Below are 26,554 nucleotides of genomic sequence, written 5' to 3' on the forward strand. Positions count from 1 at the left end.
AAGGACAGCTTTTGCTGGCGGTGGCGCTTGCCCTTTTGCTGGCGCAGGGGATCAGCGCCGCATTGCTATGGCGCGCCCAGGCAGAGCGCCGCGAGGCGGCACTGGTTCACACCGCCGCGATCCGCCTGTTTGCGGCCACACGCGAACAGCGGCTGGAAGGCCGCCACCCGCCTGGGGCGATTGAAGCGGCACGGCAGCTGCGGGTAGAGACCGCTGCAGCATCGCCGCTCAAACCCGAGGATCATCGCAACAGCCGGGCTGAGCGTGAACTGCAAGAGGTGCTGGCCGGGCAGGGGCTGACTACCAAGGCTGTGCTGGTGTTTCGCCGCGGGGCTCAGGAATATCCAATGCTGTCCCGCCGCGCCGCGCGGCGGGCCAAGGTTCTGGGTGATCGCGCCCCACCATCGCCGCGCGAAGTGATGGTTGCCGCTGTGGAACTTGCGCCGCAGGGCTGGATGCTGGTCCGTGTGCCGATCCCGCGCCCGGAACGCGGCTTGCTGGCAACTTTGATCGCGCAAACGCTGTTGCTTTATGGCCTGCTGTTTGGCGCGATTGCGCTGATCGTGGGCCAGATTACCAAACCCTTGAAGGCACTGACCCGGCGGCTGGAGCAATTCGCCCAGACCCGCGATGCCCAAGGCCAGCTTGAACCCCAGGGCCCCGATGATATGCACCGCCTGATCGTGGCGCACAATGCGATGGAAGCCCGGCTGGCTTCGCTGCTGGATGAAAAAGACGTGATGCTGGGCGCTATCGGGCATGATCTGAAAACCCCGTTGGCCGCACTGCGGGTTCGGATCGAGGGCGTTGAAAATCCAGCCGAACGCGCAAAAATGGCGGCGACGATTGAGGATATCACCCGCAGCCTAGACGATATCCTCAGCCTGGCCCGGGTTGGCCGTCCCAGCGATCCGCTAGAGGTGACCGATCTTTCAGCGCTGGTGGCCGGGGTTGCCGAAGAGTTCGAAGACATGGGCGAGCCGGTGGAATTTTTCGGCGCCCAGCGCACCGTGCTGGCGCTGCGGGCAACCTGGCTGCGCCGCGCCGTGCGTAATCTGGTGGTCAACGCGCTGCGTTATGGCCAGACTGCCCGGATCGTGCTGACCAGCGAGAACACGCACGCCGTGATCCGGATCGATGATGATGGGCCGGGCATTGCTGCCGATCAGATCGAACGGATGCAGGAACCATTCACCCGCGGTGAGCCTTCGCGCAACAGCATCACTGGCGGGGCGGGGCTGGGCCTGACCCTGGCCCGCGCGATTGCCGAGCAGCATGGTGGATCGCTGCGGCTGGAGAACCGCCGCGATGACGCCGGGGATATCACCGGCCTCACCGCCACGATCAGACTGCCGCTTTAGCTAGCAACCTTGGCAAACACCGCTGAAAGCTCTGCGCTGCGGGCCTGCTTCAGAATACCGCAACTGCGTACGCGTTCGATCGTGCGTTCAAGTTCAAGCGAGCCGGTTTTGCCTTGCAGCTGCGGGCGGAGCAGCGCCGCGATCTCGTCGGCGCGCTCGGCCGAACAGAACCCGCCCACCATCTGCGGCAACCGCGATGCCATGAAGATTCCATTGTTGCCGCCAAACAGTTCACCGGCATGCGCTTTGACCCAATCGAAGGCCATATCGCGGGTTTCGCGGGCGCCGGCCACGCCGCCGATCAGGCCGAAGCGTTCGCTGCGGCGCAGGCGCAGATCATTGAAATCGTTCAGCACCCAGCGGCCAACATCGGCATTGCCAGAACCACCGATTGCGCCCAGCGCGGCCGGGCGGAATAGCGGATCTTGCGAGGTCAATGCCTGTTCAGCAAGCGCCTTGGCCGCTTCCACACCGCCCTGCTCGATCAGGATCCGGAACGCTGCATCAAACCAGGCTGGATCCAGCGCCATACTGTTGCCAGCCAGATAGGCGCTTGCGGCCTTGCCCAATTCAGTCCGGATCGCGGGTTCACGTGCGGTCATCGCCAGGCGCCACACCGCTTGCTCGCGCAGCTGCGACTTCTCAGGGTCTTCGGCGGCATAAGCACCTGCCTGCAGATCAAAGCCCATGGCCTTAAGACGCGGCGCATAGATTGCGCCAACAAAGCGGCGGTAGCCGGCTTCGCTTTCAGTGCTGACCATACCGGCGTTGAACAGGCGCGCCAGGCTGTCAATCCCGGCATCGCTGGCATAGCTATCGGGATTGTGGCTAAGCTTCTCAGCCGAAGTCAGCAGCTGCGCCGCACTGGCGCGGCCAGCCTGAAAGCTGGCAAACAGCGAATCGTCCATTGCCAAAGCCTCGCCGCCGGGCAGGGTGCCGGCCAGCGCAATCAGCTTGTCCCATTCGGCCGCGGGCAGTTCGAACCGGTAGTAACCCGTGCCGCCCGCATTGGGGATCAGTGCGCCTGCGCCCGGAACGGAAATTGCAGTGCTGGCCTGATCGATCAGCTGGCATTGGCGCTGGCCCGCGCTCGCCCGCAAGCACAGGGGAATGCCCCATCGGGTGACCGGGGCGGTGCTGCCAAGGCGGGCGTACCGGCTTTGGCTGACAGTATAGCCGCCTTTGCCATCAGGATCGAAGGTGACCAGCGGGACGCCCTGCTGGTCGGTAAAGCTCTGCATCGCAGGGATGATCCTGGGATCGCCCGAAACCTTGGCCATGGCAGCGAAGAAATCAGTGCTGGTGGCACTTCCGTTCTTGTGGGCGGCCATATAGCTGCGCACCCCATCGCGAAACTTGGTATCGCCCATATAGCCCGCGATCATCGCCACCACATGGCCGCCCTTGCCATATGTGATGGTATCAAACGCTTCGTCGATCTGTGCATTTGTGGCGATTGGCTGGTGGATCGCCCGGCCGGCGACAAGGGCATCGGTGCCCATCGCGTTGAACCCTTCGGCCAGTGCGCCTGCCTTGATGTTAAGATCGGGGCGCCATTCATCGCCGATCCGGAAGCCCATCCAGTTGGCGAAGCTTTCATTAAGCCAGATGTCGTCCCACCAGGCAGGCGTAACAAGATCGCCAAACCATTGGTGTGCCAGTTCATGGCTGACCACCATGCCGAAAGTACGCTTTTGCCCAGTGGTTGCTTTGTCATCCATGATCAGGATCGGATCGGAGTAGAGATCGGCTCCGGCATTTTCCATCGCGCCGGGCATGATTGGCGAGGTAATCTGATCCAGCTTTGGATAGGGGAAGCCCTGGCCGAAGTAGTTCTCCAGATGTTTGACAATGCCTTTGGTGCCGTCGAGCGCGAAAGTCATCTGTCCGGCGTTTTGCTTGGTTGTAATGATCCGCACCGGCAGCGGCCTGGAGCGTTGCGGGGTGGCCGGAACTGTCCCCGAAACCGAGCTGAACGGACCCACCATCATCGCCACCAGATAGGTCGGCAGCGGCAGGGTTGGCGCAAACCGGTGAACCTGCCAGCCATCTTCGGTTCTGCTGGAAAGCTCGGGCGCGTTGCTGACTGCCATCTGGCCGGGCCGGGTTCGCAAAGTAACGGTAAAAGGCACCTTGAAGCCGGGCTCATCAAAGCCTGGGAATGCGGCGCGGGCATCGATCGATTCGAACTGGGTCCAGCTGTACCATTCATCGCCCACTTTCACGCGGAACATGCCCGATGCGCTGCCTTGGAACGGCGCATCGTAATCGAAGCTCAATTTGATCGGTCCGGCGGGCAGCGGGCGATCAAACACCAGCCGGGCGACACCGCTGGAATCAAGCTCAAACCAGCGTCCAATATAGGTCTTGCCGCGCACAGTGGCCACGGCCCGCTGCATCCCCAGACCGCGGCCATGCAGATCGATAAAATTGCTGCTCTTGGCCAGAACGGCATCGATTTCGACGTGACCGGAAAAACGTTCCCTGCTCGGATCGACCTTGATGTCGATCCGGTATGCCTTGGGCCGAACCGCGCCGCTCAGCTTTCCCGGTGGCACCGGCGCCAGCGCAGCAGCGGCGCCTGTTCCGCCATCCGCCGCAGGGGTGCCGGCAGGAACCTGGCCGGCAATCGCCAGCGAAAGCAGAGAGGCGGCAATCAAGTGAGGGCGCATGGATTCTTCCTTAGCGTATACGGTTGCGCCGCCTAAGGGCCATGCCGCTTTGCTTTGCAAGCGCACCCTTCGACGAAGCGCGATCCCTGCCCGACCAGCGTCAGCGCAGCAATCCGCCCAATAGCCCGCGCGCAAACCGGCCCAGCATTGCCCCGCCCAGCGCAGTGCCAATCGCGCCCGCCGCCGCGCTTGCGGCAGAGGCAACGGGTGACGCGCTCGATTTGCGTCCGGTCATCTTGCGGGCAACCATTGTTCCCGCCGAAGCTAACGCTGCGCCAAACGCGGCCTTGCCGGCCCTTTCCCACATGCTGGGATTGGCGCGGGGCTGGGCTCGCTGGGCTTCTGCGCCGTGCTCTTCGACAACGCGCGCAGCCGCCGCCGCATCGTGCGCTTTTTGTACCAGGACTTCTTCAGCGCTCTCCCGATCAACGGGCGTGTCGTATTTGTCTCCGAACGGACTGATTGACTGGATGATCGCGCGCTCCTGGTCGGTGATCGGCCCCAGCCGGCTGCGCGGGGGGACGATCAGGGTGCGCTGCACAACAGTTGGCGCGCCATCGCTGTCCAGGGTCGAAACCAGCGCTTCGCCAACTTTCAGTTCGGTTATGGCCTGTTCGACATCAAGATCCTGATTTATCCGGAAAGTTTCAGCCGCCGATTTGATCGCCTTCTGGTCGCGCGGGGTATAGGCCCGCAGCGCATGCTGGACGCGATTGCCCAGCTGCCCGGCGATCTTTTCGGGAATATCGATCGGATTCTGGCTGATAAAATATACACCCACCCCTTTGGACCGGATCAGGCGAACAACCTGCTCAACCTTGTCAAACAAGGCTTTGGGCGGATCATCGAACAGCAGGTGCGCCTCATCGAAGAAGAACACCAGGTTGGGCTTTTCGGGATCGCCCACTTCGGGCAGGGCTTCAAAAAGTTCGCTCATCAGCCACAACAGAAACGTGGAATAAAGCTTGGGGTTGCGCATCAACTGATCGGCAACCAGCACATTGATGATGCCCTTTCCGCCCTCGTCGCAGCGCAGAAAGTCATTGATTTCAAATGCGGGTTCGCCAAAAAACCGGTCTGCACCCTGGCTTTCAAACGACAGCAACTGGCGCTGGATAGTGCCGATGCTGGCCTTGGAAATATTGCCATAGGCCGTGGTCAACGTTGCGGCATTATCCCCGCAGGTCATCAGTACCTGTTGCAGGTCATCAAAATCGAGCAGCAGCAGGCCATTGTCATCGGCCCATTTGAAACAGACCGTCAGTACGCCTTCCTGTGTCTCATTAAGATCAAGCAGGCGGGCCAGCAGCAGCGGCCCCATCTCGGAAATTGTGGTACGGATCGGGTGGCCCTGCCGGCCATACAAGTCCCAGAAAACGGCCGGATTATCGCGATATTCAAACGGATCGATCCCCAATTGGCGGGCCCGGGCCTTGATCGCATCGGCATGGGCAAAGCTATCACTGCCCGCCACCGCGATGCCGGAAAGATCGCCCTTCACATCAGCTACGAACACCGGCACTCCGGCGGCGCTGAACTGTTCGGCCATGGTTTGCAGGGTCACGGTCTTGCCTGTGCCGGTGGCCCCTGCAATCAGTCCGTGGCGGTTGGCCATGCCCAGTTTGAGAAACTGCTTCGCGTCATTGGCACCCAGACCAAGGAAGATGTCGTCCATAGTGCAGCAAATCCACGTTAGATTGTTAAGGCTTCCCCAACAGATAGACGCCGCCAAGCCCATGCGCGAGAGGCTTTTTGCAAGTCGCGCAGGTCCCCGCTAGAAGCGCGATCAAATGACCGATCCATTCATCCTGCTTGACGATGCCCGGCCGCAAGGTGCCAGCCCTGCCCGCCTCTATGAGCGACCGCGCGAAGTGGTAGTGGCGCGGCGCGTGGATGAGGTTCTGCCGGCGCTGGATCGGATCGCCGCATTGCAAGCGCAAGGTGCGCAGCTGGCTGGATTTTTCGCCTATGAAGCCGGCCTTGCGCTGGAACCGCGGCTGGCCTCGCTGGCGGCAACGCGCAGCGGCGCCGCCGGGCCACTGGTGTGGTTTGGGGCGTTCGATTCCTGCACGGAAATCGCGGCCGAAGATGTGCCCGGCTGGCTTGCGGCACGGGCTGAAGGGACTGCGCAGGTGGGGCCACTGGATCCGGCACTTTCGCCCGGCGGCTATGCCAGGGCCTTTTCCGAATTGCAGGAACGGATTTCGGCGGGTGATATCTATCAGGCCAACCTGACCTTTGCGCTGGCAGGATCGTTTCGCGGCGATCCGCTGGCGCTTTATGCCGCCGCGCGTCCGGGTGCCAACGCCGGATATGGCGGGGTACTGTTTGATGGAACCCACTGGCTTTTAAGCTTTTCGCCAGAGCTGTTCTTTGACGAACGCGATGGCACAGCGATTGCCAAGCCGATGAAGGGCACGCGCCCACGCGGGCGCGATCCGGCACAGGACGCCCGGCTGAAGGATGAACTGGCGGCATCTGAAAAAGACCGTGCCGAAAATCTGATGATCGTTGATCTGATCCGCAACGATCTTTCCCGGGTCGCCAAACCCGGCAGCGTTCGGGTCGATTCCCCGTTTGCGATCGAAAGCTACCCTACTGTCCACACCATGGTCACCACGGTGCGCGCCAAATTGCAGGACCGGATGGGCGCCGTCGATATGCTGCGCGCGCTGTTTCCGTGCGGTTCGATCACCGGTGCGCCCAAGATCCGCGCGATGGAACTGATCGATGCGGTGGAACGCGATGCGCGCGGGCCCTATTGCGGCGCGATCGGACGGATCGATGCGGCCGGGCCCGATGGCACCAGCGAGGCGGCATTTAATGTCGCGATCCGGACATTGCGGCTTACTCCTGGTGAAAACCAGCGGGGCCGCGCGGTTTTGGGCGTGGGCGGGGCAATTGTTGCCGATAGCGAAATGATGGCTGAATGGCGCGAATGCCTGATCAAGGGCGGGTTCGTGCGGCTTGTTGCTGGCGGCGCCGATCTGATCGAAACCATGCGCTTTACGCCGGAAGATGGCACCCCGCTGCTTGAGCTGCATCTTGAACGGATCAAGGCCAGCGCCGCCGAGCTGGGCTTTGCGTTTGATCGCCATGCGGTGCGCAATGCGATCCAGGCGCTGTGCTTTGAAGCCGATGCGCCAGCGCGGCTGAGGTTGATGGTTGCGCGTGGCGGGGCCTACAGCCTGGAACTGGGGGCACTACCCGCACCCATGGCCGAGCCGGTTGATTGCGTGGTGCTGCCGATCCCGGTCGATCCGGGCGACTGGCGATTGCGCCACAAAAGCAGCGACCGCGATTTTTACGAGCTGGGGCTAGGGGCAGCCCATGCCGCCGGAGCCGGAGAGGCGCTGTTTATTCGCGATGATGGCCTGATCACCGAAGGCTGCTGGACCAGCATCTTTGTAGAGCGTGACGGGCAGCTTCTTACCCCTGCGGCATCGCTTGGGCTGCTGCCCGGGGTGCTGCGCCGTTCGCTGATCGAAGCTGGCCGGGCGATCGAAGCCGAACTTACACTTGATGATTTGAAGCACGGATTTCTGATCGGGAATGCCCTGCGCGGGTTGATGAAAGCGAAACTACGGTGATACTCAGCCAGGCCCTGTCGCGGATCGCTCCTTCCAGCACGGCGGCGATGTCCGATCGCGCTTTTGCCCTGCGCGAGGCCGGCCGCGATATCATCTCGCTTTCCGTGGGAGAGCCAGATTTCGCCACGCCAGCGCATGTTATCGCCTCGGCCAAGGCGGCGCTTGATGCGGGCGATACCAAATATACCGCGGTTGCCGGCACGGCTGCCCTGCGCAAAGCCGCTGCGCTGCATTACGCGCGGGATCTGGGAATAGCGGTGCCGCCCGATCGGATCATTGTCAGCGCGGGGGGCAAACAGGCAATTTTTCATGCGCTTGTTGCTACTCTGGATCCGGGCGATGCGGTCCTGATCCCAGCGCCGTGGTGGGTCAGCTATCCCGAAATCGTCCGCTTTGCCGGGGCCAATGTGGTGCCGCTGGAAACTTCGCCTGCTGGCGGATACCGGATCACGCCCGATCAGCTTGAAGCCGCCATTACCCCCAAGGTCCGTTGGTTGTTGCTGAACAGTCCGGGCAATCCCACCGGCGCCGTCTATTCGGCTGCGCAGCTGCAAGCGCTGGGTGCGGTGCTGGCGCGGCACCCGCATGTGCTGATCCTGTCTGACGATATCTATGCTCCGCTGCGCTATCTGCCTGGCCGCCATGCAACCATCGCAGCCGAATGCCCCGATCTGGCAGACCGGGTGCTGACCGTTTCGGGCCTGTCAAAAAGCCATGCAATGACCGGCTTCAGGATTGGCCTTGCGGCTGGGCCCGAATGGCTGGTGAAGGCGATGGGCAAGTTGCAATCACACTCTATGGGCAGCCCGTCCACCCCCAGCCAGGCGGCGGCGGTAGCGGCGCTTGAAGGGCCGCAGGATTTTCTGGCAGATTGGTGCGCCGTAATGCGCCGCCGCCGCGATATGGTGGTCAGCGCGGTCAATGCCATACCCGGTTTGTCCGCCCCGGTGCCCGATGGTGCTTTCTATTGCATGGTTGATGCCGCGCCGCACATGGCCCGATTTGGTGACGATCAGGCGCTGTGCCTGCACTTGCTTGATGCCGGTGTGGCGGTTGTTCCTGCTTCCGCCTTTGGCGGACGGGACGGTTTTCGGATCAGCTTTGCAGCAGCCGATACAATTCTAGAAGAAGCCTTGCGGCGCATTGCAGGAGCCGTGGCATGACCCAGATTCCAATTTTGTTCGAAGACGCTGAAGCACTTGTGATCGATAAGCCGGCAGGCTTGCCGGTTGATCGTCCGCGCAGCGGCGCGCGCAGCCTTGAGGATTTTCTGGAGCAGCTGCGGCTGGGATTTCAGCGGGCGCCGTGGCCGGTCCACCGGCTCGATCAGGATACCTCAGGATGTCTGTTGATGGCGCGCAATCCCAAATCGCTGAAACGGCTTTCGGCCGCGTTTGAGGCGAAGGTGGTGGACAAGCTTTATCTTGGCGTGGTTGCCGGACCAATCGCGGAAGATGCTGGCACTATCGAGCTGTCGCTCAGCAAGATCAGCAGCGCCGAACAGGGCTGGCGGATGATCCCGGCCCGGAAAGGCAAGCCGGCGCTCACCCACTGGCGTAAACTGGCGGTGCGCGGCGAACTGACCCTGGTTGAATTTCGGCCTGAAACCGGACGAACTCACCAGATCCGCATTCATGCGCTGGCCGGGTTGGGTGCGCCGCTGCTGGGCGATCCGGTCTATGGCGATGGCAAAGGGGCTCCGCGCACGATGCTGCACGCCCGCGCGATCAGCCTGCCGCGCGAAGGCAAAGAGGCCATCAGCGCGGTAGCGCCGTTGCCGCGGGATTTCCTGGCGCTGGGATTTGGCGATGACGATCTTAGCGGATGATACAATTGCCCGCGCGCTGGCATTGGTCAGCGAAAGCTTTGTAACGGCATCGGGTCCGGGTGGACAAAACGTCAACAAGGTCGCAACCGCGGTGCAGCTGCGGCTGGATGTCTATGCACTGCGGCTGCCGATCGAAGTGTTCGCGCGGTTAAAGCTGCTGGCTGGGAGCCGCATGACCAGTAAAGGCGAACTGCTGCTTATCGCCCAGCGCCACCGGACCCAGGAAGCCAATCGTCAGGATGCCCGCGTGCGGCTGGGTGAATTGATCGAGGAAGCCTTCAAGATCCCCGAAAAGCGGGCCAAAAGCCGGCTCAACCGGATCAACAAAACCCAGCGCCTGGAAGGCAAGAAGCTGCGCGGGTCAGTCAAGGCCGGACGCGGCAAAGTGCAGATGGATTAGGACCAGGACCCTCTTAACCGGCGGGTTTTGTTGTGGGCTGCGGTTTGGGCGCGGGCTGCACCGAAGGCGTCCCCTGGCCTTGCGGCACTGCGCCAGCGGGCAGGCGTTTATCCTGCAACATTTCCGCCGCCTCTTCCAGCGCGCGGGCTTCATTGGGGGTAACCCCGCCCGCACTGCGCTCCTCACTTGAGCAAGCGGCCAGGAGGATCAGCGGGAGCAGGGCAAAATTTCGCATCGGCCTATCATAGCGTACGATGCAAAAAGGAAAAGGCGGACGCGGCCGTGTGGCCGCATCCGCCTGTTCCCAAGCGGTGCCAGCCCTATTGCTTTTCAGCAGGAGTATCGGCGGCTTCGGCACCAGCGCCCGCTGAAGCATCCGCTACCGGGGCGCTGACATCATCGGGAATGGCTTCTTCGGCCGGCATTTCAACGTTTTCGGCCTGCGCTTCTTCCTTGGCGCTTTCCGCGCTTCCGCAGGCAGTCAGGGCCAGGGCGGCACCCGTTGCCAGGGCCAAGGCGGCAAATTTCTTCATCAACAAGCCCTCTCGATAAAATTGCGACCAACGGCCTGATTGCCGTCCATGCTCGCGATTCTAGCCCTCGCGGAGGGTGCTGCCAACCGGCAATCACCGCCAAATTCGACATTTCCACCATGAGGTGTTGATAGGATATAAAGATTTCTTTATATGATAGGGCAATGCGGATCGAATTCACCTTGCGGGCCCTTGCCGACCCTACCCGATTACGGATCATGCGGCTGCTAGCCGCGATGGAGCTGGCCGTGGGGGAATTGGCACAAGTCCTTGGGCAAAGCCAGCCGCGCGTCTCTCGCCATGTCAAGATCCTGTGCGATGCGGGCCTGGCTGAACGCCGCAAGGAAGGCAGCTGGGTGTTCTTGCGCAGCGCAATCGGGGTGACCCGTGCACCGCCGCTTGGCGCAGCAGCAGCCCGGTTGCTGGCTGTTTCGGAAGAGGATGACGCGCAGTTCGCCGCACGCTGCGCTGAAGATCGCCGCCACCTTGCCGCAATCCGCGCCGCGCGAGAGGACAGCGCAGCGCAGTACTTTGCTCGCCACGCCGCCGAATGGGACAGTCTGCGCAGTCTTCATTCGCCCGATGGCCCGGTAGAAGCCGCGCTGCAGGCGGCACTGGGCGATGCGCTGGGTGATCTGCTTGATATCGGCACCGGAACCGGGCGGATCGCGCAATTGCTAAGCCCGCATAGCCGCTCGGTCACCGGGCTCGATAACAGTCCGGAAATGCTGCGGCTGGCCCGCGCCCGGTTGCAACACCTGCCAGCTGATCGGCTGGATTTGGTCCAGGGCGATTTTTCTGGCCTGCCATTTGCCGATGCCAGCTTTGATACAGCGGTGTTCCATCAGGTGCTGCACTATGCGCAGGCCCCCGAGGCAGCCCTGGCCGAAGCTGCGCGGGTCACCCGGCCGGGCGGCACGATCGCGGTGGTCGATTTCGCTGCGCATGATCGCGAGGAGTTGCGTACGGCCCATGCCCACGCGCGGCTTGGTTTTACCGACGAACAGATGCTGGCACTGCTGGCCGGGGCTGGCTTTGCCGCGGCCCCGCCGCGCGCGCTTCCGGGTAAGTCGCTAACCGTAAAAATCTGGACCGCACGGCGCCACACCGGCCCGGTCAATGCAAAGGTACGCGTTTGATGCCCCCCAGCTTTGATGCCCTGCGTGAAGCGCGAACCGCGCTTGATACGCCGCTGTTTGCGGGGCTGCCCGGCGATATCGGGGTGAGCTTTGAGTTCTTCCCGCCCAAGACCGATGCGCTGAGCGAGCAGTTGTGGAACGTGGTGGAGACCCTGGCCCCGCTTGAACCGCGTTTTGTTTCGGTAACTTACGGCGCCGGCGGATCAACCCGCGACCGGACCCACGCCACCGTTTCACGGATCATCGCCGAAGCCCGCCTGCCTGCTGCAGCACATCTGACCTGCGTTGATGCCAGCAAGGACGATATCCGCAAGGTTGCCGAGGCCTATTGGCAGGCGGGTGTGCGCCACGTGGTTGCATTGCGGGGCGATATGGGCGCACCCGGAGTGCCGTTTACGCCGCACCCCGAAGGCTATGCCAATGCGGCCGAACTGGTTGCAGGGTTAAGGCAGATCGCTCCATTTGAAATTTCGGTTGCGGCCTATCCTGAAGTCCATCCTGATGCCGCCAGCGCGGCGGCAGATATTGACAACCTTAAACGCAAGCTGGATGCCGGGGCCAGTTCGGCGATCACCCAGTTCTTCTTTGAACCCGAAGTGTATTTCCGCTTTCGTGATCGGCTGGCCGCAGCCGGGGTCGATGCGGCGGTCTATCCCGGGATTTTGCCGGTTACGAATGTCGCTCAGGCCCGCAATTTCGCGAAAGCCTGCGGGGCGGCGATTCCGGCCTGGATGGACGGCCTGTTCGAGGGACTTGATCAGCGCCCTGCCAGCCGCCAGCTGGTTGCCGCCACGGTTTGCGCCGAATTTTGCCGCCGGCTCTATGCAGGCGGCGTGCGCGATTTCCATTTCTACACGCTCAATCGGGCTGAATTGAGCTATGCGATCTGCCATCTGCTCGGCCTGCGTCCCAAGGAACCCCGCCCATGACACCGCGCGAAATTCTGCTGGCCGAAGCGGCCAAGGCGATCCTGATCAAGGATGGCCCTTATGGCACCGCGATCCAGGCCGAAAAACTGGATGAAGCGGCCTATCGCGGAACAACCGGGCTGGATCGCGATCAGAAGGGCAACAACGATCTGGTCAACCTGACCCAGCCACAAGTCATCCGCAAAATATGCGATAGTTACATTGCGGCAGGCGCGCGGGTGCTGGCTACCAACACGTTCAACGCCAACCGGATCAGCCAGGCCGATTACGGGGCCGAGCATCTGGTTGGCGAGATCAACCGGTCTGCCGCGCAGATCATCCGTGCGGCCTGTGCTGAAGCAACGGCGAGGGACGGCCTGCCGCGCTTTGTGGTGGGCGCCGTGGGGCCAACCAACAAGACGCTGTCGCTTTCACCCGATGTCAACGATCCGGGTTACCGCGAGGTCGATTTTGATCTGGTCAAGGATGTTTACCGCGAACAATCGCGCGCACTGGCTGAAGGCGGGGCGGATTATATTCTGGTCGAAACGGTGTTCGATACGCTCAATTGCAAGGCCGCGATCATGGCGGTGAAAGAGCTGGAACGCGAGCTGGGCCGCGAGCTGCCGCTGATGCTGTCGATGACGCTAACCGATCTGTCGGGCCGCAACCTTTCGGGCCACACGGTTGAGGCGTTCTGGCATTCGGTGCGCCATGCCCGGCCCGTCACGATCGGGCTCAATTGCAGCTTTGGTGCATCGCAATTGCGCCCGCATGTGCGGCTGCTCAGCGGGATCGCCGATTGCCTGTTGATGGCCTATCCCAATGCCGGTCTGCCCAATGAACTGGGTGAGTATGACGAGCTGCCGGAAACCACATCGGCACTGGTCCGCGAATGGGCAGAGGCTGGGCAGGTCAACATTCTTGGTGGGTGCTGCGGCAACACGCCAGCGCACATTGCGGCGATGGCGCGGGCGGTTGCCGGATTGCCCGCGCGGGCGATTCCAGCGCAGCAGCCAATGACCCGCCTTGCCGGGCTTGAGCCGTTCGTGATGGCCGCCTGATGGGGATCGACGGATTTCTCGAAGCCCGGATTCGTGTTGCTGGGCCCGATGATGCGGCCGCGCTGGCGCTGGTTGCGCAGGCGACGTTTCTTGAGGCCTATGCGGGCCTGGTGCAGGCCGCCGATATCATTGCGCACTGCGAAACGCAGAACAGCGCGGCGGCGTTTCGCAAAGCGCTGGCCGAAGGCGCCCGCGCCTGGCTGGTTGAGGCAGTGAAAACAGCCGCGCCGCTTGGCTTTGCACTGCTGACCAGATCGGCTCTGCCTGATCCGCAAGACGGCGATATTGAACTTAAGCGGATCTACCTGCTCGATCGCTGCAAGGGACAAGGCCTGGCGGGCGACTTGCTTGACACGGTTATCGCCGGAGCGGCCGGGCATCGCCGGCTGGTGCTGGGTACCAACCGTGACAACGAACGCGCGCTGGGCTTTTACCGCAAGAGCGGGTTCGAGATCATCGGCACCCGCAATTTTACAGTCGGCACTGAAACGTTCGACGATTACATCCTCGCCAAACCTTTGGAACAGACATGACCGCCGCCAATTCCGCCCGCTTCGTCAATGTCGGCGAACGTACCAATGTGACGGGCTCTGCCGCGTTCAAGAAGCTGATCCTTGCGGGTGATTATGCCCGCGCGGTAGAAGTGGCGCGCCAGCAGGTGGAAAATGGCGCACAGATCATCGACGTCAACATGGACGAAGGCCTGCTCGACGCGGTCTTCGCGATGACCACATTCCTCAAGCTGATCGGCGCAGAACCCGATATCGCCCGGGTGCCGGTGATGATCGACAGTTCTAAGTGGGACGTGATCGAAGCCGGGATTAAATGCGTTTCGGGCAAGCCGATCGTCAATTCGATCTCGATGAAAGAAGGCGAGGCCCAGTTCCTTGAACAGGCGCAAAAATGCCTGGATTACGGCGCCGCGGTGGTGGTCATGGCGTTTGATGAAAAGGGCCAGGCCGACACCCGCGACCGCAAGGTCGAGATCTGCGAGCGCGCCTACAAGCTGCTGACCGGGATCGGCTTTCCGGCCGAGGACATCATCTTCGATCCCAATATTTTCGCGGTCGCGACCGGCATGGAAGAGCATGACCGCTATGCACTCGATTTCATCGAGGCGGTGGCCGAGATCAAGCGCCGCTGCCCGCACGTCCACACCAGTGGCGGGCTTTCGAACCTGTCGTTTTCGTTCCGCGGGAATGAGCCGGTGCGCCGGGCGATGCATTCCGTGTTCCTCTATCACGCGATCCAGGCGGGCCTGGATATGGCGATCGTCAATGCCGGGCAGATCGATATTTATGATACGATCGATCCGGCGCTGCGCGATGCCTGCGAGGATGTGATTCTGGCCCGGCGGGATGATGCCACCGAGCGTCTGATCGCGATGGCTGAAAGCTTCCGCGGCACGGACGTGAAGGCCCAGAAGGAAGCTGAAGAATGGCGCAGCTGGGATGTGGTGCGGCGGCTTGAACATGCGTTGGTCAAAGGCATCGATGCGCATGTTGTCGATGATACCGAAGAAGCCCGCCAGCTTTACCCGCGCCCGATCGAGGTGATCGAAGGCCCGCTGATGGCGGGGATGAACACCGTTGGCGATCTGTTTGGGGCGGGCAAGATGTTCCTGCCGCAAGTGGTAAAATCAGCGCGCGTGATGAAGAAGGCCGTCGCCCACCTGATCCCATTCATCGAAGCAGCCAAGGAAGCCGGCGCACGGCCCAAGGGCAAGATCGTGATGGCGACTGTGAAGGGTGACGTCCACGATATTGGCAAGAACATCGTTGGCGTGGTGCTGCAATGCAACGGCTATGAAGTGATTGACCTTGGCGTGATGGTGCCGTGGACCAGGATCCTTGAAACCGCGATTGCAGAAGATGCCGATATTATCGGGCTGTCGGGTCTGATCACCCCCAGCCTTGATGAAATGGTGACCGTGGCAGAGGAAATGCAGCGGGCTGGCTTCACCATGCCGCTGCTGATCGGCGGGGCCACTACCAGCAAGATCCACACCGCGCTGCGGATTGATCCGGCCTATGATGGCCCGGTGATCCATGTGCTTGACGCCAGCCGCGCGGTTGGGGTCGCCAGCCAGCTGCTTTCCGATACCCAGGCACAGCCGTTCATCACGGCGACGGCCGAAGATTACCAGCATGTCCGCGATGTTCGTGCTGGCAAGGATCCCTCGATCTTGCTGAGCCTGGATGATGCCCGCGCCAACAGCTTCAAGGCCGATATGAGCGACAAGGCGCCGCCGCCCGAACAGCCGGGCCTGCATGTGTTTGCCGATTGGGATCTTGCCGATCTGGTGGAATGCTTTGATTGGACCCCGTTCTTCCGCGCCTGGGAGCTGGCCGGAACCTATCCTGCGGTGCTCAGCGACGAAGTGGTTGGTGAAAGCGCCCGCGCGCTCCATGCCGATGCGCTGACAATGCTGGACAAGATCGTCAGCGAAAAATGGCTTACCGCCAAAGGGGTCGCCGGTTTCTGGCCCTGCGCGCGTGAGGACGATGATGTCATGCTCTATCTGACCGAGGAAGAGCGTCATATCCGCATCCCCTTCCTGCGCCAACAGATCCGAAAGAGCCGCGACCGGGCGAATTATTGCCTGGCCGATTTCATCGATCCCGATGGCGATTGGATTGGCGGATTTGCCGTGGGCATCCACGGGATCGAACCGCATCTTGAACGGTTCCGCGCTGACCACGATGACTATTCAGACATTCTGCTGAAAGCCTTGGCGGACCGTTTTGCCGAAGCCTTTGCCGAACGGCTGCACAGCCATGTGCGAACCACATTGTGGGGCTATGCGCCGGGCGAACAGCTGACCAACGAGGCGCTGATCCGCGAGCAATACCGAGGGATCCGCCCGGCACCAGGCTATCCTGCCTGTCCCGATCACAGCCTCAAACCGATCCTGTTCGAACTGCTGAATGCCGGTGAAAACGCCGGGATCGTGCTGACCGAAAGCCAGGCCATGCTGCCCACAGCTGCGGTATCTGGGTTCTATTTCGCGCACCCAGAAAGCGCGTATTTTGGAGTTGCCCGGATCGGCCGCGATCAGCTTGAAGACTATGCCGCGCGGCGCGAGATGGAGCTGGGCGTGGCCGAGCGCTGGCTGCGGCCTAATTTGGACTAGAGTTTGTTTCAGTTGGACTGAAACAACACAACACCGGCCCCCTCCCCCTCCCGGCCACCCATAGGTTGCCCTAGAATTGGGTGGCCGGGAGGGGGAGTGGGCCGGTCTTGTTTCCACGTAAGTGGAACAGACTTTGATCAACCCTCGATGCTGGGCCACTCGACGATCAGGATCTTGAGATCGCCTTTGGGTTCAAAGTTGCGGCGGCGCACTTCGAACTGGGTGGGTGAGATCTTTTTGACCCCGGACATGCAGAAGCTGACCAGGTTTTCAGGCTTGCCCTTGTCCACCACCAGCCGAAAGTCCTTGATCGGTCCGCGCCAATTGCGGCCGCTGGACAAGACATAGCCGATCCATGTTTCACTATAGGCCATCGGCGCGTCCGGCCTGCCCATACGCTCTGCCACTTTTCGGTCGAAGGCCGCCAGGAACGGTTTGTCGATGCAATAGGTCTTGAGGATGCCGGTCTCGGTCTTGCGCACTGATGGGAAAAGCGAACCGGCCACCGATCCGCCGATCATCGGGGCATAACGGTGCGTCACTTCAATTGTGCGGTGCGCCGGAAAGATCTGTTTGCGGGTGACATGTGTGACCAAATCCCAGCTGGGCCATGCCGTTCCGGCACTGTCGCGGCGCAGCAGCCCGCCGGCCACAAACCGGGCGGTCTCACCGGTTGTCAGCCGTTTGACGAATTGCGGTTGATCACCAGAGCCGGTGATCCATTCGATCGGCCAGCCCAGGTTCTGCACTTGCGCCGTAACATCGCGGCCTTTCACCTCGGCCCGCTTGACGATCTGGAATTTCACCGGCTTGCCGTTCACTTCGGTGTGAAATTTCAGAGCCGCGAAATCGGGGATCATCCGATCGCCATAAAGCGCTTCTTCGTCTGCCTTGATCACGGGCAGCGGGAAAGAAACGGTCAATTCCTGATCGCGATTCGAATGGTTGGTATAGCGATAGCGAACCCTGACCACATCCGCAGAGATATAAAGGTCTTCGGAATCCATCGAGATCAATCGGTTTGCAACCAGCTCAATCCCGCCGATGCTAACCTCAGCCTCGCTGTCATTGCCCAGCGCGGGCACTGCCAGCGCCAGGATCGCACAGGCCAAAATCTGTGAAAGCGATGATGTATGGCGCATGGTTCAAACCCTCCGGCTTTGCAGCGCGCCCTTGATTGCACGATAAGCTGGCGCTGCCCAGCCCTTGGCGGCAGAGCATTTCCGGCTGGTCAATCGCGGTTGTGCTGCTAGATTCCCGTGCAACTTCAGCAGGGAGGCATCATGCAGACTTTCGATATCGGGCGAGCATTTTCGCGGACGTTTGGATTGATGCGCGATGGGATCGGCACCGTTGGGGTGTTCTTGCTGCTGGCCACGCTGCTGGGCCAGGGGATCGGTTGGGGCCTGCAATGGATGACTGTTCAGGGGCTGGCTGAAAACATGCCGGCCGATCCAAAGCTGGCACCGCTCGCGATGTTCGCTTCGGCCTGGTATTTGGCGTCGCTGCTGTTCTCCATGTTCGCTGGCGCCTTCAACAGCGCGGGATCGATTACCGGCTATCTTGATCTGGCCGAACAGCGTGACGTCAGCCTGGCTGGCTGCATTTCCGCAGGATTGGCCAAGTTGCTGCCGGTTCTTGGGCTGTCAATTCTGTGGACCCTGGGCATTATGTTTGGCTTCATGCTGCTGATCGTGCCGGGCGTGCTGATGCTGGTGATATGGTCTGCGGCGCTACCGGCGCTGATCGGGGAAGGGGCCGGGGTGTTCGGTGCCTTTCAGCGCAGCCGCGATCTGACCCGCGGTTCGCGGCTGTTGGTCTTCGTGTTTCTGCTGCTGCTGTGCGTGCTGATCTATGCCCCCTTGATGGTATTCGGCGGCGCTTTGATGAGCGGCGGGCCTGAACAGTTTGCCAAATTGAGCCAGGCCGGTTTCAGCCCGTTGTTGATCGCAGGTTCGGCGGTCTATGCCTGGGCGATTGCCATGGTGATCGGTGCGGGGCTTGTCGCGCTCTATCACGAACTGATCGCTGTGGAGGGCGCGGGGCCTTCTACCGGGCTGACCAGCGTTTTTGAATGAAGTTGCGCGGCGCGGTGTTGTTGCTGTTGGCGGCGTTCTGTGCCGCTCAGGCTCAGGCCGCGCCGCCGGCCAGGGTTGCGGTTGCGTTTGATCGCGCGTCGATCCGGCCCGTTCTGGTTGAAGGCGAGGCCGATCGGGCCGCGCATCGCCCCGCCACGGCAGACAGTCTCGTGCGGATCGCCTCGATCTCGAAGTTGGTCACAGCGCTGGGGGTGATGCGGCTGGTCGATGCCGGAAAGCTTGATCTTGATCGCGATGTTTCCGGCTATCTCGGCTACCCGCTGCGCAACCCGGCATTTCCTGATAGGCCGATCACGCTGCGGCTGCTGCTGTCCCACCAATCCAGCCTGATTGACGGGGATGATCTGTATCTGATCCCGTTTGGCATTTCCCTGCGCGAACGGCTGGCTGACCGCCTTGTTTGGGACACCAGCCATCCACCCGGATCAGGCTGGTTTCACTATACCAATCTCAATTTCCCGGTGATCGCCTCGGTAATCGAAAAGGCTACTGGCCAGCGCTTCGATGTGGCGATGCAGCACCTGGTGCTGGGGCCGCTGAAACTCGATGCCTGTTTTAATTGGGGGGCAGGCTGTTCGGCGGGCGCGGTGCGCCGCGCGGTGGTGCTGTACCGTTCAACCGGCGAAGTGGCCCGCGATGATCTGCACGGCACCTTCCCGGCCTGCCCGGTGGTGGCCGGGCCCGGCGGCAAATGCGATCTGTGGTCTTACCGACTGGGCGAAAATGGCGCGCTGTTCTCCCCCCAGGGCGGACTCAGGATTTCGATGCGCGATCTCGCCCGGATTGGCCAGGTGCTGGCTCGGCGCGGCAAGGGCTTTCTTTCGCCGCGCGCCTATGCCGTGCTGACCCGCCCGGCCTGGCGCCTTAGCGGCGCGAACGGTGTGGGTGAAAATGGCTTGCCGGATGGGTTTTTCTGCGCCTTCGGCCTGGCATTGCACACCATCGGCAGCGGCGGGGCAGGCTGCCACGATGATCTGTTCGGCGATGGTGTGCGCCGGATTGGCCATGCGGGCGATGCCTATGGCTTAAAGGCTGGACTTTGGCTTGATCCCAGGTCTGGCAAAGGGCTTGCCTTCTTTACAACTGCGGTGCCCGATGATGCCCCCAAGGGTCGCAGTGCATTTCTGGCGGCGGAAGAATCCATTGTGGAGAGAGCGGCCCGCGTGCCCTTCCGCTAGGCGGCAACTCTCGCTAGGCCAATTGGGTGACCACGCCCGATCTTCTTGAAACGCTCCACACCACTTTCGGCTTTTCTGCCTTTCGCGGGGTGCAGGACCAGGTGGTTGATCGGGTGATGGCTGGTCAGGGCACGCTGGCGGTGATGCCAACCGGTGCGGGCAAAAGCCTGACCTATCAATTGCCTGCGGTTGTGCTGCCGGGCACATGCGTGGTGATCAGCCCGCTGATCGCTTTGATGCACGATCAGCTGCGCGGGGCCGAGGCCAACGGGATTCGCGCCGCCAGCCTGACCAGCGCCGATGGCGAGGAAAGCCGCGAACGCGCTATCGATGCGTTTCGGACCGGGGCGCTCGATCTGCTGTATGTCGCGCCAGAGCGTGCCAGCCAATCGCATTTCCGTGAGCTGCTGAGCAAGGCCGAGGTCAGCCTGTTTGCAATCGACGAAGCGCACTGCGTTTCTGAATGGGGCCACGATTTCCGTCCGGACTACCGGCTGCTGCGGCCACTGATGGATTCGTTTCCCACCGTTCCGCGCCTTGCGCTGACCGCCACCGCCGATGCCCTTACCCGCGCCGACATCCTGGCGCAGCTGGGGATCGGTGAGGACGGATTGATCGTTGCCGGGTTTGATCGGCCCAATATCCGCTACAACGTGCGCCACCGCGACAATCCGGTTCGCCAGCTGACCGCGCTGATGGCAGAGCAACCCGGACCTGGGATCGTCTATGCCCAAACCCGCAAAAAGGTGGAGGATCTGGCAGAGAAGTTGGCTGCGGCCACCGGGCGCACGGTGCTGCCGTATCACGCCGGGCTTGATCCGCAGCTACGGCAAGCAAATCAGGCCGCATTCGTGGCGTCCGAGGATATGGTGATGGTGGCGACGGTCGCGTTCGGGATGGGGATCGACAAGCCAGATGTGCGATTTGTCGCCCATGCCGGGGTGCCCAAATCGATTGAGGCTTATTATCAGGAGACCGGCCGCGCCGGGCGGGATGGCGATGCATCGGTTGCACTGATGCTGTGGGCCGCTGATGATTTTGCCCGCGCCCGCCAGCGCCTGTCCGAAGTGGAAGAGCACCGCCGCGAGGGGGAGCGCAAACGGCTCGATGTGCTTGCGCTGCTGGTCGAAACCGCCGGGTGCCGCCGCGCACTGTTGCTGCGCCATTTCGGCGAAGATCCGCCGCCGGCTTGCGGAAATTGCGACAATTGCCTTGATGCGCCGGGCGTGGTCGATGCCACCCAATTGGCGCAAAAGCTACTCTCAGCAGTCTATCGCACCGGGCAGAGTTTTGGCTTTGGATATATCGAAAAGGTGCTGCTGGGACAGCCTGATGAACGGTCTGCCGGGCGCGGTCACGATCAGCTTTCGGTCTTTGGGATTGTAGGCAGTGATGAAGCGCATTTGCTGCGCCCGCTGGCCCGGGCGCTCCAGGCGCGGGGCAGCCTGCTGCCAACCGAACACGGCGGCTTGATGTTGGGCAATGATGCCCGCGCCATCCTGAAGGGTGAGGATGCCGTGCTGATTGCCTTGCCGCCCAAGCAGGAACGCAGCGCTGGCCGCAAACCGCGGCGCGAACGTAGCGGCGGGGTCAATCCGCAAGGTGATCCGCTGTTCGATGCCTTGCGTGAGCTGCGCCGCGATCTGGCCGCGCAGGCCGGCGTGCCGCCCTATGTGGTGTTCCATGACAGTACCTTGCGTGAAATGGCCGCCACGCGCCCGGCCAGCCTATCGGCACTGGGCGAAGTGACCGGCGTGGGCGCGCGTAAGCTTGAGGCATATGGCGACGCTTTTCTGACGGTGGTCCGGCAGTTCTGATCCGCCGATGCCACTCTCACAAGCGCGATTGAATTTGACAGTTCCCCAAAAATCGATATTAAAGTGATATCACATTTAGGGGAATATTGATGACCGATTCGCATCCTGCGATGAATTCCATTCGCGAAACCAAGGTCTGGAGCACCAGCGGCTATCTGATCTTTGTTGCCTTTCTGGCGCTGCTCATTCTGACCATCTGGCGTATCATTGCCTTTGCCGGATCGAACCCGCCTGATGAAGCCATTTTCGGCTTTGTCGTCTCGACCGGGCTTTCGGCAGTGGCCTTGGTGATCCTGTCCAGCGGGTTTTATATGATTCAGCCTAATCAGGCAGCGGCGATCACGCTGTTCGGTTCTTATCGCGGCACCGATCGCAACACCGGGCTGCGCTGGGTCTGGCCGTGGATGGGCAAGACCAAGATCTCGGTCCGTGCAAACAATGTGGTTTCCGAAAAACTCAAGATCAACGATCTGCGCGGCAATCCGATTGAAATTGCCACCAATGTGGTCTGGCGCGTCGCCGATACTGCGCAGGCGCTTTACGATGTCGATGATTACAAGGCGTTCGTCGAAGTGCAGATTGAGGCTGCGGTGCGCTCGATCGGTTCGCGCTATCCGTATGACGATATCGAGCATCACGAGGTGACGCTGCGCTCCAACCATGGTGAAGTGAATTCCGAGCTGCGCACAGAGCTTAACGTACGGCTGGGCCTGGCGGGACTAACGGTGGACGAATGCGGGCTGACGCACCTGGCCTACGCCCCCGAGATTGCCGGGGCGATGCTGCGCCGCCAGCAAGCCGAAGCCGTGATCGCGGCGCGGTCCAAGCTGGTGCTGGGTGCAGTTTCGATGGTCGAAATGGCGCTGCAACAGCTAAGCGAAAAGAACGTCGTTCACCTGGATGACGAACGCCGGGCCGCGATGGTTTCGAACCTGATGGTGGTTCTGTGCGGTGAGCGCGATACCCAGCCGGTGGTCAACACGGGCTCGCTCTACACATAGGTGATGCGTGGCAAGTCCGGGCAAAAAATCGTTCGCACTCCGTCTCGATCCAGCGCTCTACACGGCGCTGGAACGGGCGGCGGCGAGCGACTTCCGTTCGGTCAATGCCCAGGTTGAAGTGCTGCTGCGCGAAGCCTTGGCCAAGCGCGGGGTGAAGGTTGAGGCGGGCGAGCCAGCCAAGCGTGGCCGGCCGGTGAAAGAGGAAGACGCAGATGGCTGAGGAAGAAAAACCGTTCATCTGTTTCAAGAACGGCTGGAATATGAAGATCGAACCGCGCAATCGAAAGGGTTGGCTTTACCTGTCATTGTGGATGCTGGCGCTGCTGCCGATTGTCTTCACATTTACCTGGCTGATGAACCGCGAGCTCAGCACCGCGCAATCAGCAGCCTTTATCACTGGTTTCACCCTGGTTATGATCGGCTGGGGCTTTGCGATGTCGCGGTGGATGAAGGTCCGAAGCGAGGTTATCGATATGAACCTGATGATCGATTTCATGCGAGAGCGTGAAGCCCAAAAGAAACGCGGGCGGCGCTAACCAAACGCCGGGGCGTAGCGCAGCGTGCCGCTGGGCGGTTCACCGTTAAGCGCAATGGCCCGGAAATAGGGCTTGTCGTGATCCGAAAGCGGGACAAGGCCGGGGAATTGGGCAAACCCAAAGCGTTCATAATAAGCTGGATTTCCCACCACTGCCACGCCGCACGCACCCGCACTGCGCAGGCGTTCGATCCCGGCAGTGATCAGTGCGGTGCCAATTCCGCCCAGTTGCCGGCTGGGCTCGACCGAAACCGGAGCCATCTGGAACCAGTGGCAATGGGCAGCGTCAATCGTCACCGGGCTGAAGGCGATATGGCCGATGATCGTGCCGGCCGGTTCGGCGGCAACCAGCGAAAGGATCAGATCTCCATCGCGGCGCAGCGCATCGACCAGGTGCTGCTCGTCGCCATCACTGAACGGCATCGGGGCGAAGGCGCGCTTGACCAGATCGTGGATTGCCGCTTCATCGCCGGGGTGTTCAAGGCGGATCGCAAAACTGGTGGTCAAAGCAAATGCCCTGATCGATCGCGCTTGGTGGCCAGATAGCGGGCATTGTGCGGATTGGCCGGAAGCTGATGCGGCACCCGCTCAGCCACTTCGACACCGGCACTGGCCAGTGCCTCGACCTTGACGGGGTTGTTGGTCATCAACCGTACCCGGCGCACCCCCAACAGGTGAAGCATCCGCGCCGCCACTGGAAAATCGCGGGCCTCGTTCGGCAGGCCCAGGCGCTGGTTGGCATCGACCGTATCAAACCCCTGATCCTGCAGTTGATACGCGCGCAGCTTGTTGATCAGGCCGATCCCGCGGCCTTCCTGGCGCAAGTATAGCAATATGCCCCAGCCCGATCCTTCGCGTGCTGCGTGCGCCATAGCATGCAGTGCAGCGTCAAGCTGCGGCCCGCAATCGCATTTGAGGCTGCCCAACACGTCTCCGGTCAGGCATTCGCTGTGCAGCCGCACCAAGGGGGTCTGATCCCCGTTTTGCTTGCCGATGATGAGGGCGACATGTTCGCGCAGATCATCGCTGGAACGGAACGCGATGATCTCTGCTTCATCCAGCGCTTCGATCGGCAAGCGCGCCCGGCTGGCAATCATGATCTGCGCGCTATCGGAAAAAGCGGCAAGATCGGCGGAGTTCACTTCTTGCAATTCGCCCGCTGGAACGGGATCGATCAGGAATGCTGGCAGGATTCCGGCCAGCCGAGCCAGTTCCATGGCGGCGCGGGCGGCGGCGGGATTGGCCAGCGGCTCGGCAAGGAAGGGGCCTTTGAGCGGATTGGCCAGATCAAGCGCCGGATCGGCCAGCGCGCGTGCAGCGGCCAGACCAAATGGATCGGCCGCGCGCAGCTGCACGGGGGCTTCCGGGACTGCGGCGTCGAGCTGGTTGGCCAGTTTCAGGGTAACGGCCCGCGCGGCTGAAATCAGCATCTGTTCGCTTTGCGCTGTGCCCAGTCCGGTCTCGGCCGGCAGCAAGGTGTAGGCACCATCAATCCGGATTGGCCAACCGTGGCGCAAGGCGTCAATCGCCTGCGCAGCGCGGCGGCCGCCGCTGACTGTTCCGCTGGTCACAGCCACAGCGCGCTAGGCGCAAGCGCGCTCAAAGATCGAACTCGGTAATCAACGGGACGTGATCGCTGCATTGCTCCCAAGCCCGTGTTTCCTCGGCAATCCGGTGGCCGGTTGATGTCGCGGCCAAATCTGGCGAGGCCCACATGTGATCAAGCCGCCGCCCGCGATCCTTGCCCTGCCAATAGGTGCGGTAAGACCACCACGACCAGTTCCGCTCTGGTGCGGGGATGTGCTTGCGGCCCAGATCCACCCAGTCGTGCGCGGCCTGCAACCGGGCCAGCGTCTCAACCTCTAGCGGGGTATGGCTGACCACTTTGAGCAGGGCCTTGTGATCGTAAACGTCGCATTCCAGCGGAGCGACGTTGAAATCACCGACCAGCAGGGTAGGGCGGCCGAGCTGTTCGGACCATCTGGTCATCCGTTCAAGGAAGTCGAGTTTCTGGCCGAACTTAGGATTGGCTGCGCGATCGGGAATATCGCCGCCAGCCGGGATGTAGACGTTTTCGATCACAATGCCCTGCCCGGGACCAAGCAGCTCCACGCCGACATGCCGCGCCTCACCATTTGCCTGCCAGTCGTTGCGGCTCACTTCGCGCAGCGGGATCCGGCTGACCGTGGCGACGCCGTGATAGCCCTTTTGGCCATGCACCGCGCGGTGGGTGTACCCGGCGGCTTCGAAGGCTTCATGCGGAAAGGTCGCCTCGATCGTCTTGATTTCTTGCAGGCACAAGACGTCCGGCTGCTGCTCCTCAAGGAACCGAATGACCTGATCCACCCGCAGGCGAACCGAATTGATGTTCCATGTGGCAACTGAAAGCATCGTGGGGCTTTAGGTGGACCAGCGCGGTGCGGCAAGGGGTGGGCCAGCCTGCCTTGGACAAACAAAAACCCTCGGACCGGGGGCATTTGGTCCGAGGGTTCGTTTGTGCGTTCGTCACGCTACGACAGACCGGCCCGTGTGGAGGCATGGGCAACAGGGGGGAAACCCGCCTCAAAGCCGCGCTGTCGAACTAGGTTTTAGGCGGATTCGCCTTGCGCTGTCATGAACAATTGCAAGGTGGTTGTCGCAAATTGTCGCAACTCAGGCACGGCCCACGACGAGCTGAGCGCCCTCATCGACGAGTGGGCGTGCGCGGATCGTTGAACCGGAAAGTGTTGTCCGAAACCGCCAGTCCATAACGCTGATTCGATAGTGTCACGACCGTCCGTGCGTTCTGCGAGTCGAGCGTTGCCCAGCTCGACAGTTCAAGCCCGCCGGGTGCGCCGGCCTTGCGGATGAACACGAATGTTATCACGCCGTATTCGGGGTGCTTCTTGTCGCGCACTTCAACGCTGACGATCTGGCCGTTGGTGGCACCGGCCAGCCTGGCATATTGCATCGCATTGCCGCGCGGATTGAGCAGCGCGCCCAGCGGGCTGTTTGAGATTGGCCAGCGTTGCACCTGGCGGACTTTGTAATCGATGAAGGTCAGCGCCTTACCATCCGAGACGATCAGGATTGGCACGCTCTTTTCATATTGAAAACGGATCTTGCCGGGGGCCTTCAGGGTAAGCACACCGCGCAGCCTGCTGCCACGCAGGTCCGCCTGGACGAAATCGGCCTGCATCGTGGTGATCGCGCGCAAGGCGGCAACGGCATTCGCCAGATCGGCGCTTTGCGATTGTGCGGCGGCAGGCGCGGAAGAAACCAGTGCGACGGGCGCAGAAACGACAAGCGCCGCCGAA

Annotated in this window: 25 protein-coding genes; 16 read left to right on the top strand and 9 right to left on the bottom strand. The window is 61.8% G+C overall.

What is annotated here, in order from left to right:
• Positions 1-20: 20 nt before the first annotated feature.
• Positions 21-1,361 carry a sensor histidine kinase gene (locus ABL914_RS02630; RefSeq protein WP_391561594.1) on the top strand — a complete coding sequence of 447 codons (1,341 nt, stop codon included), beginning with the start codon at positions 21-23 and terminating at the stop codon, positions 1,359-1,361.
• On the opposite strand, the gene ABL914_RS02635 is transcribed toward ABL914_RS02630, so the two are convergent.
• Together ABL914_RS02635 and ABL914_RS02640 are read right to left on the bottom strand one after the other, a co-directional pair.
• Entirely contained in the window at positions 1,358-4,033 is a 2,676-nt protein-coding gene (locus ABL914_RS02635) for a M1 family metallopeptidase (protein ID WP_391561595.1), read from the bottom strand. The two genes, ABL914_RS02630 and ABL914_RS02635, sit on opposite strands and share 4 nt — an antisense overlap.
• 100 nt (positions 4,034-4,133) lie before the next feature.
• Positions 4,134-5,708: a helicase HerA-like domain-containing protein gene (locus ABL914_RS02640; RefSeq protein ID WP_391561596.1), complete on the bottom strand. Its 1,575-nt coding sequence runs from the start codon at positions 5,706-5,708 to the stop codon at positions 4,134-4,136.
• A gap of 115 nt (positions 5,709-5,823) precedes the next feature.
• On the opposite strand from ABL914_RS02640, the gene pabB reads away from it, so the two are divergent.
• From pabB to arfB, 4 genes are read left to right on the top strand one after another with little or no spacing between them, the layout of a single operon-like run.
• Positions 5,824-7,623 carry an aminodeoxychorismate synthase component I gene (pabB, locus tag ABL914_RS02645; RefSeq protein WP_391561597.1) on the top strand — a complete coding sequence of 600 codons (1,800 nt, stop codon included), beginning with the start codon at positions 5,824-5,826 and terminating at the stop codon, positions 7,621-7,623.
• Entirely contained in the window at positions 7,620-8,786 is a 1,167-nt protein-coding gene (locus tag ABL914_RS02650) for a pyridoxal phosphate-dependent aminotransferase (RefSeq protein ID WP_391561598.1), read from the top strand. The genes pabB and ABL914_RS02650 overlap by 4 nt, the downstream gene beginning before the upstream one ends.
• A complete protein-coding gene (locus ABL914_RS02655) occupies positions 8,783-9,451 on the top strand; it encodes an RluA family pseudouridine synthase (RefSeq protein WP_391561599.1) in 669 nt (222 codons plus the stop codon). The genes ABL914_RS02650 and ABL914_RS02655 overlap by 4 nt, the downstream gene beginning before the upstream one ends.
• Positions 9,432-9,851, top strand: coding sequence for an alternative ribosome rescue aminoacyl-tRNA hydrolase ArfB (gene arfB / locus ABL914_RS02660; RefSeq protein WP_391561600.1), 420 nt, complete (start codon positions 9,432-9,434; stop codon positions 9,849-9,851). Before ABL914_RS02655 ends, arfB begins: the two co-directional genes overlap by 20 nt.
• 13 nt (positions 9,852-9,864) lie before the next feature.
• Here arfB and ABL914_RS02665 read toward each other — a convergent pair whose 3' ends face one another.
• Both ABL914_RS02665 and ABL914_RS02670 read right to left on the bottom strand, forming a co-directional pair.
• On the bottom strand, positions 9,865-10,086 hold the full coding sequence (locus ABL914_RS02665; RefSeq protein WP_391561601.1) for a hypothetical protein: 222 nt from the start codon (positions 10,084-10,086) through the stop codon (positions 9,865-9,867).
• An 85-nt stretch (positions 10,087-10,171) separates the two neighbouring features.
• Positions 10,172-10,384, bottom strand: coding sequence for a hypothetical protein (locus tag ABL914_RS02670; RefSeq protein WP_391561602.1), 213 nt, complete (start codon positions 10,382-10,384; stop codon positions 10,172-10,174).
• A 164-nt stretch (positions 10,385-10,548) separates the two neighbouring features.
• Between ABL914_RS02670 and ABL914_RS02675 the strand changes: the two genes are divergently transcribed.
• Genes ABL914_RS02675 through metH form a run of 5 tightly spaced genes read left to right on the top strand, consistent with a single transcriptional unit; the run spans position 10,549 to position 16,628 of the window.
• Positions 10,549-11,523: an ArsR/SmtB family transcription factor gene (locus ABL914_RS02675; protein ID WP_391561603.1), complete on the top strand. Its 975-nt coding sequence runs from the start codon at positions 10,549-10,551 to the stop codon at positions 11,521-11,523.
• Entirely contained in the window at positions 11,523-12,452 is a 930-nt protein-coding gene (gene metF / locus ABL914_RS02680) for a methylenetetrahydrofolate reductase [NAD(P)H] (RefSeq protein WP_391561604.1), read from the top strand. The genes ABL914_RS02675 and metF overlap by 1 nt, the downstream gene beginning before the upstream one ends.
• Complete coding sequence (locus ABL914_RS02685; protein ID WP_391561605.1) at positions 12,449-13,495, top strand: homocysteine S-methyltransferase family protein; 1,047 nt, start codon at positions 12,449-12,451, stop codon at positions 13,493-13,495. The genes metF and ABL914_RS02685 overlap by 4 nt, the downstream gene beginning before the upstream one ends.
• Entirely contained in the window at positions 13,495-14,028 is a 534-nt protein-coding gene (locus ABL914_RS02690; protein ID WP_391561606.1) for a GNAT family N-acetyltransferase, read from the top strand. The genes ABL914_RS02685 and ABL914_RS02690 overlap by 1 nt, the downstream gene beginning before the upstream one ends.
• Complete coding sequence (gene metH, locus ABL914_RS02695; RefSeq protein ID WP_391561607.1) at positions 14,025-16,628, top strand: methionine synthase; 2,604 nt, start codon at positions 14,025-14,027, stop codon at positions 16,626-16,628. Before ABL914_RS02690 ends, metH begins: the two co-directional genes overlap by 4 nt.
• Positions 16,629-16,765: 137 nt before the next feature.
• On the opposite strand, the gene ABL914_RS02700 is transcribed toward metH, so the two are convergent.
• On the bottom strand, positions 16,766-17,770 hold the full coding sequence (locus ABL914_RS02700) for a DUF4424 family protein (protein ID WP_391561608.1): 1,005 nt from the start codon (positions 17,768-17,770) through the stop codon (positions 16,766-16,768).
• Between the two features lie 141 nt (positions 17,771-17,911).
• Between ABL914_RS02700 and ABL914_RS02705 the strand changes: the two genes are divergently transcribed.
• From ABL914_RS02705 to ABL914_RS02730, 6 genes are all read left to right on the top strand, one after another.
• Complete coding sequence (locus ABL914_RS02705) at positions 17,912-18,706, top strand: hypothetical protein (RefSeq protein ID WP_391561609.1); 795 nt, start codon at positions 17,912-17,914, stop codon at positions 18,704-18,706.
• A complete protein-coding gene (locus ABL914_RS02710) occupies positions 18,703-19,905 on the top strand; it encodes a serine hydrolase domain-containing protein (RefSeq protein ID WP_391561610.1) in 1,203 nt (400 codons plus the stop codon). Before ABL914_RS02705 ends, ABL914_RS02710 begins: the two co-directional genes overlap by 4 nt.
• Positions 19,906-19,931: 26 nt before the next feature.
• Positions 19,932-21,722 (top strand): DNA helicase RecQ, encoded by a 1,791-nt coding sequence (gene recQ / locus ABL914_RS02715; protein ID WP_391561611.1) that lies wholly within the window; start codon positions 19,932-19,934, stop codon positions 21,720-21,722.
• An 89-nt stretch (positions 21,723-21,811) separates the two neighbouring features.
• Entirely contained in the window at positions 21,812-22,723 is a 912-nt protein-coding gene (locus ABL914_RS02720) for an SPFH domain-containing protein (protein ID WP_391561612.1), read from the top strand.
• 7 nt (positions 22,724-22,730) lie between these two features.
• A complete protein-coding gene (locus ABL914_RS02725; RefSeq protein WP_391561613.1) occupies positions 22,731-22,943 on the top strand; it encodes a toxin-antitoxin system HicB family antitoxin in 213 nt (70 codons plus the stop codon).
• On the top strand, positions 22,936-23,259 hold the full coding sequence (locus ABL914_RS02730; RefSeq protein ID WP_391561614.1) for a hypothetical protein: 324 nt from the start codon (positions 22,936-22,938) through the stop codon (positions 23,257-23,259). The genes ABL914_RS02725 and ABL914_RS02730 overlap by 8 nt, the downstream gene beginning before the upstream one ends.
• Here the strand turns inward: ABL914_RS02730 and ABL914_RS02735 are convergent.
• The 4 genes from ABL914_RS02735 to ABL914_RS02750 form a co-directional block, all read right to left on the bottom strand.
• Entirely contained in the window at positions 23,256-23,765 is a 510-nt protein-coding gene (locus ABL914_RS02735; protein ID WP_391561615.1) for a GNAT family N-acetyltransferase, read from the bottom strand. The genes ABL914_RS02730 and ABL914_RS02735 overlap by 4 nt on opposite strands.
• Positions 23,762-24,835: a GTP cyclohydrolase II gene (gene ribA / locus ABL914_RS02740; RefSeq protein ID WP_391561616.1), complete on the bottom strand. Its 1,074-nt coding sequence runs from the start codon at positions 24,833-24,835 to the stop codon at positions 23,762-23,764. Before ribA ends, ABL914_RS02735 begins: the two co-directional genes overlap by 4 nt.
• A 22-nt stretch (positions 24,836-24,857) precedes the next feature.
• A complete protein-coding gene (locus tag ABL914_RS02745; RefSeq protein WP_391561617.1) occupies positions 24,858-25,649 on the bottom strand; it encodes an exodeoxyribonuclease III in 792 nt (263 codons plus the stop codon).
• A gap of 292 nt (positions 25,650-25,941) precedes the next feature.
• Positions 25,942-26,554 (bottom strand): outer membrane lipoprotein carrier protein LolA (locus ABL914_RS02750; RefSeq protein WP_391561618.1); only part of this gene is annotated, 613 nt, incomplete at its 5' end.

It is taken from the genome of Novosphingobium sp. (genome assembly GCF_040079535.1).
GTDB lineage: Bacteria > Pseudomonadota > Alphaproteobacteria > Sphingomonadales > Sphingomonadaceae > Novosphingobium.

What these genes read in the sequence shown, in the direction of transcription:
- ABL914_RS02685 (WP_391561605.1), top strand. Translation starts at nt 12,449, where the DNA reads ATGACACCGCGCGAAATTCTGCTGGCCGAAGCGGCCAAGGCGATCCTG.
- ABL914_RS02640 (WP_391561596.1), bottom strand. Translation starts at nt 5,708, where the DNA reads ATGGACGACATCTTCCTTGGTCTGGGTGCCAATGACGCGAAGCAGTTT.
- ABL914_RS02665 (WP_391561601.1), bottom strand. Translation starts at nt 10,086, where the DNA reads ATGCGAAATTTTGCCCTGCTCCCGCTGATCCTCCTGGCCGCTTGCTCA.
- metH (WP_391561607.1), top strand. Translation starts at nt 14,025, where the DNA reads ATGACCGCCGCCAATTCCGCCCGCTTCGTCAATGTCGGCGAACGTACC.
- ABL914_RS02700 (WP_391561608.1), bottom strand. Translation starts at nt 17,770, where the DNA reads ATGCGCCATACATCATCGCTTTCACAGATTTTGGCCTGTGCGATCCTG.
- arfB (WP_391561600.1), top strand. Translation starts at nt 9,432, where the DNA reads ATGACGATCTTAGCGGATGATACAATTGCCCGCGCGCTGGCATTGGTC.
- pabB (WP_391561597.1), top strand. Translation starts at nt 5,824, where the DNA reads ATGACCGATCCATTCATCCTGCTTGACGATGCCCGGCCGCAAGGTGCC.
- ABL914_RS02710 (WP_391561610.1), top strand. Translation starts at nt 18,703, where the DNA reads ATGAAGTTGCGCGGCGCGGTGTTGTTGCTGTTGGCGGCGTTCTGTGCC.
- ABL914_RS02655 (WP_391561599.1), top strand. Translation starts at nt 8,783, where the DNA reads ATGACCCAGATTCCAATTTTGTTCGAAGACGCTGAAGCACTTGTGATC.
- ABL914_RS02720 (WP_391561612.1), top strand. Translation starts at nt 21,812, where the DNA reads ATGACCGATTCGCATCCTGCGATGAATTCCATTCGCGAAACCAAGGTC.
- ABL914_RS02745 (WP_391561617.1), bottom strand. Translation starts at nt 25,649, where the DNA reads ATGCTTTCAGTTGCCACATGGAACATCAATTCGGTTCGCCTGCGGGTG.
- metF (WP_391561604.1), top strand. Translation starts at nt 11,523, where the DNA reads ATGCCCCCCAGCTTTGATGCCCTGCGTGAAGCGCGAACCGCGCTTGAT.
- ABL914_RS02705 (WP_391561609.1), top strand. Translation starts at nt 17,912, where the DNA reads ATGCAGACTTTCGATATCGGGCGAGCATTTTCGCGGACGTTTGGATTG.
- ABL914_RS02635 (WP_391561595.1), bottom strand. Translation starts at nt 4,033, where the DNA reads ATGCGCCCTCACTTGATTGCCGCCTCTCTGCTTTCGCTGGCGATTGCC.
- ABL914_RS02690 (WP_391561606.1), top strand. Translation starts at nt 13,495, where the DNA reads ATGGGGATCGACGGATTTCTCGAAGCCCGGATTCGTGTTGCTGGGCCC.
- ABL914_RS02730 (WP_391561614.1), top strand. Translation starts at nt 22,936, where the DNA reads ATGGCTGAGGAAGAAAAACCGTTCATCTGTTTCAAGAACGGCTGGAAT.
- ABL914_RS02675 (WP_391561603.1), top strand. Translation starts at nt 10,549, where the DNA reads ATGCGGATCGAATTCACCTTGCGGGCCCTTGCCGACCCTACCCGATTA.
- ABL914_RS02670 (WP_391561602.1), bottom strand. Translation starts at nt 10,384, where the DNA reads ATGAAGAAATTTGCCGCCTTGGCCCTGGCAACGGGTGCCGCCCTGGCC.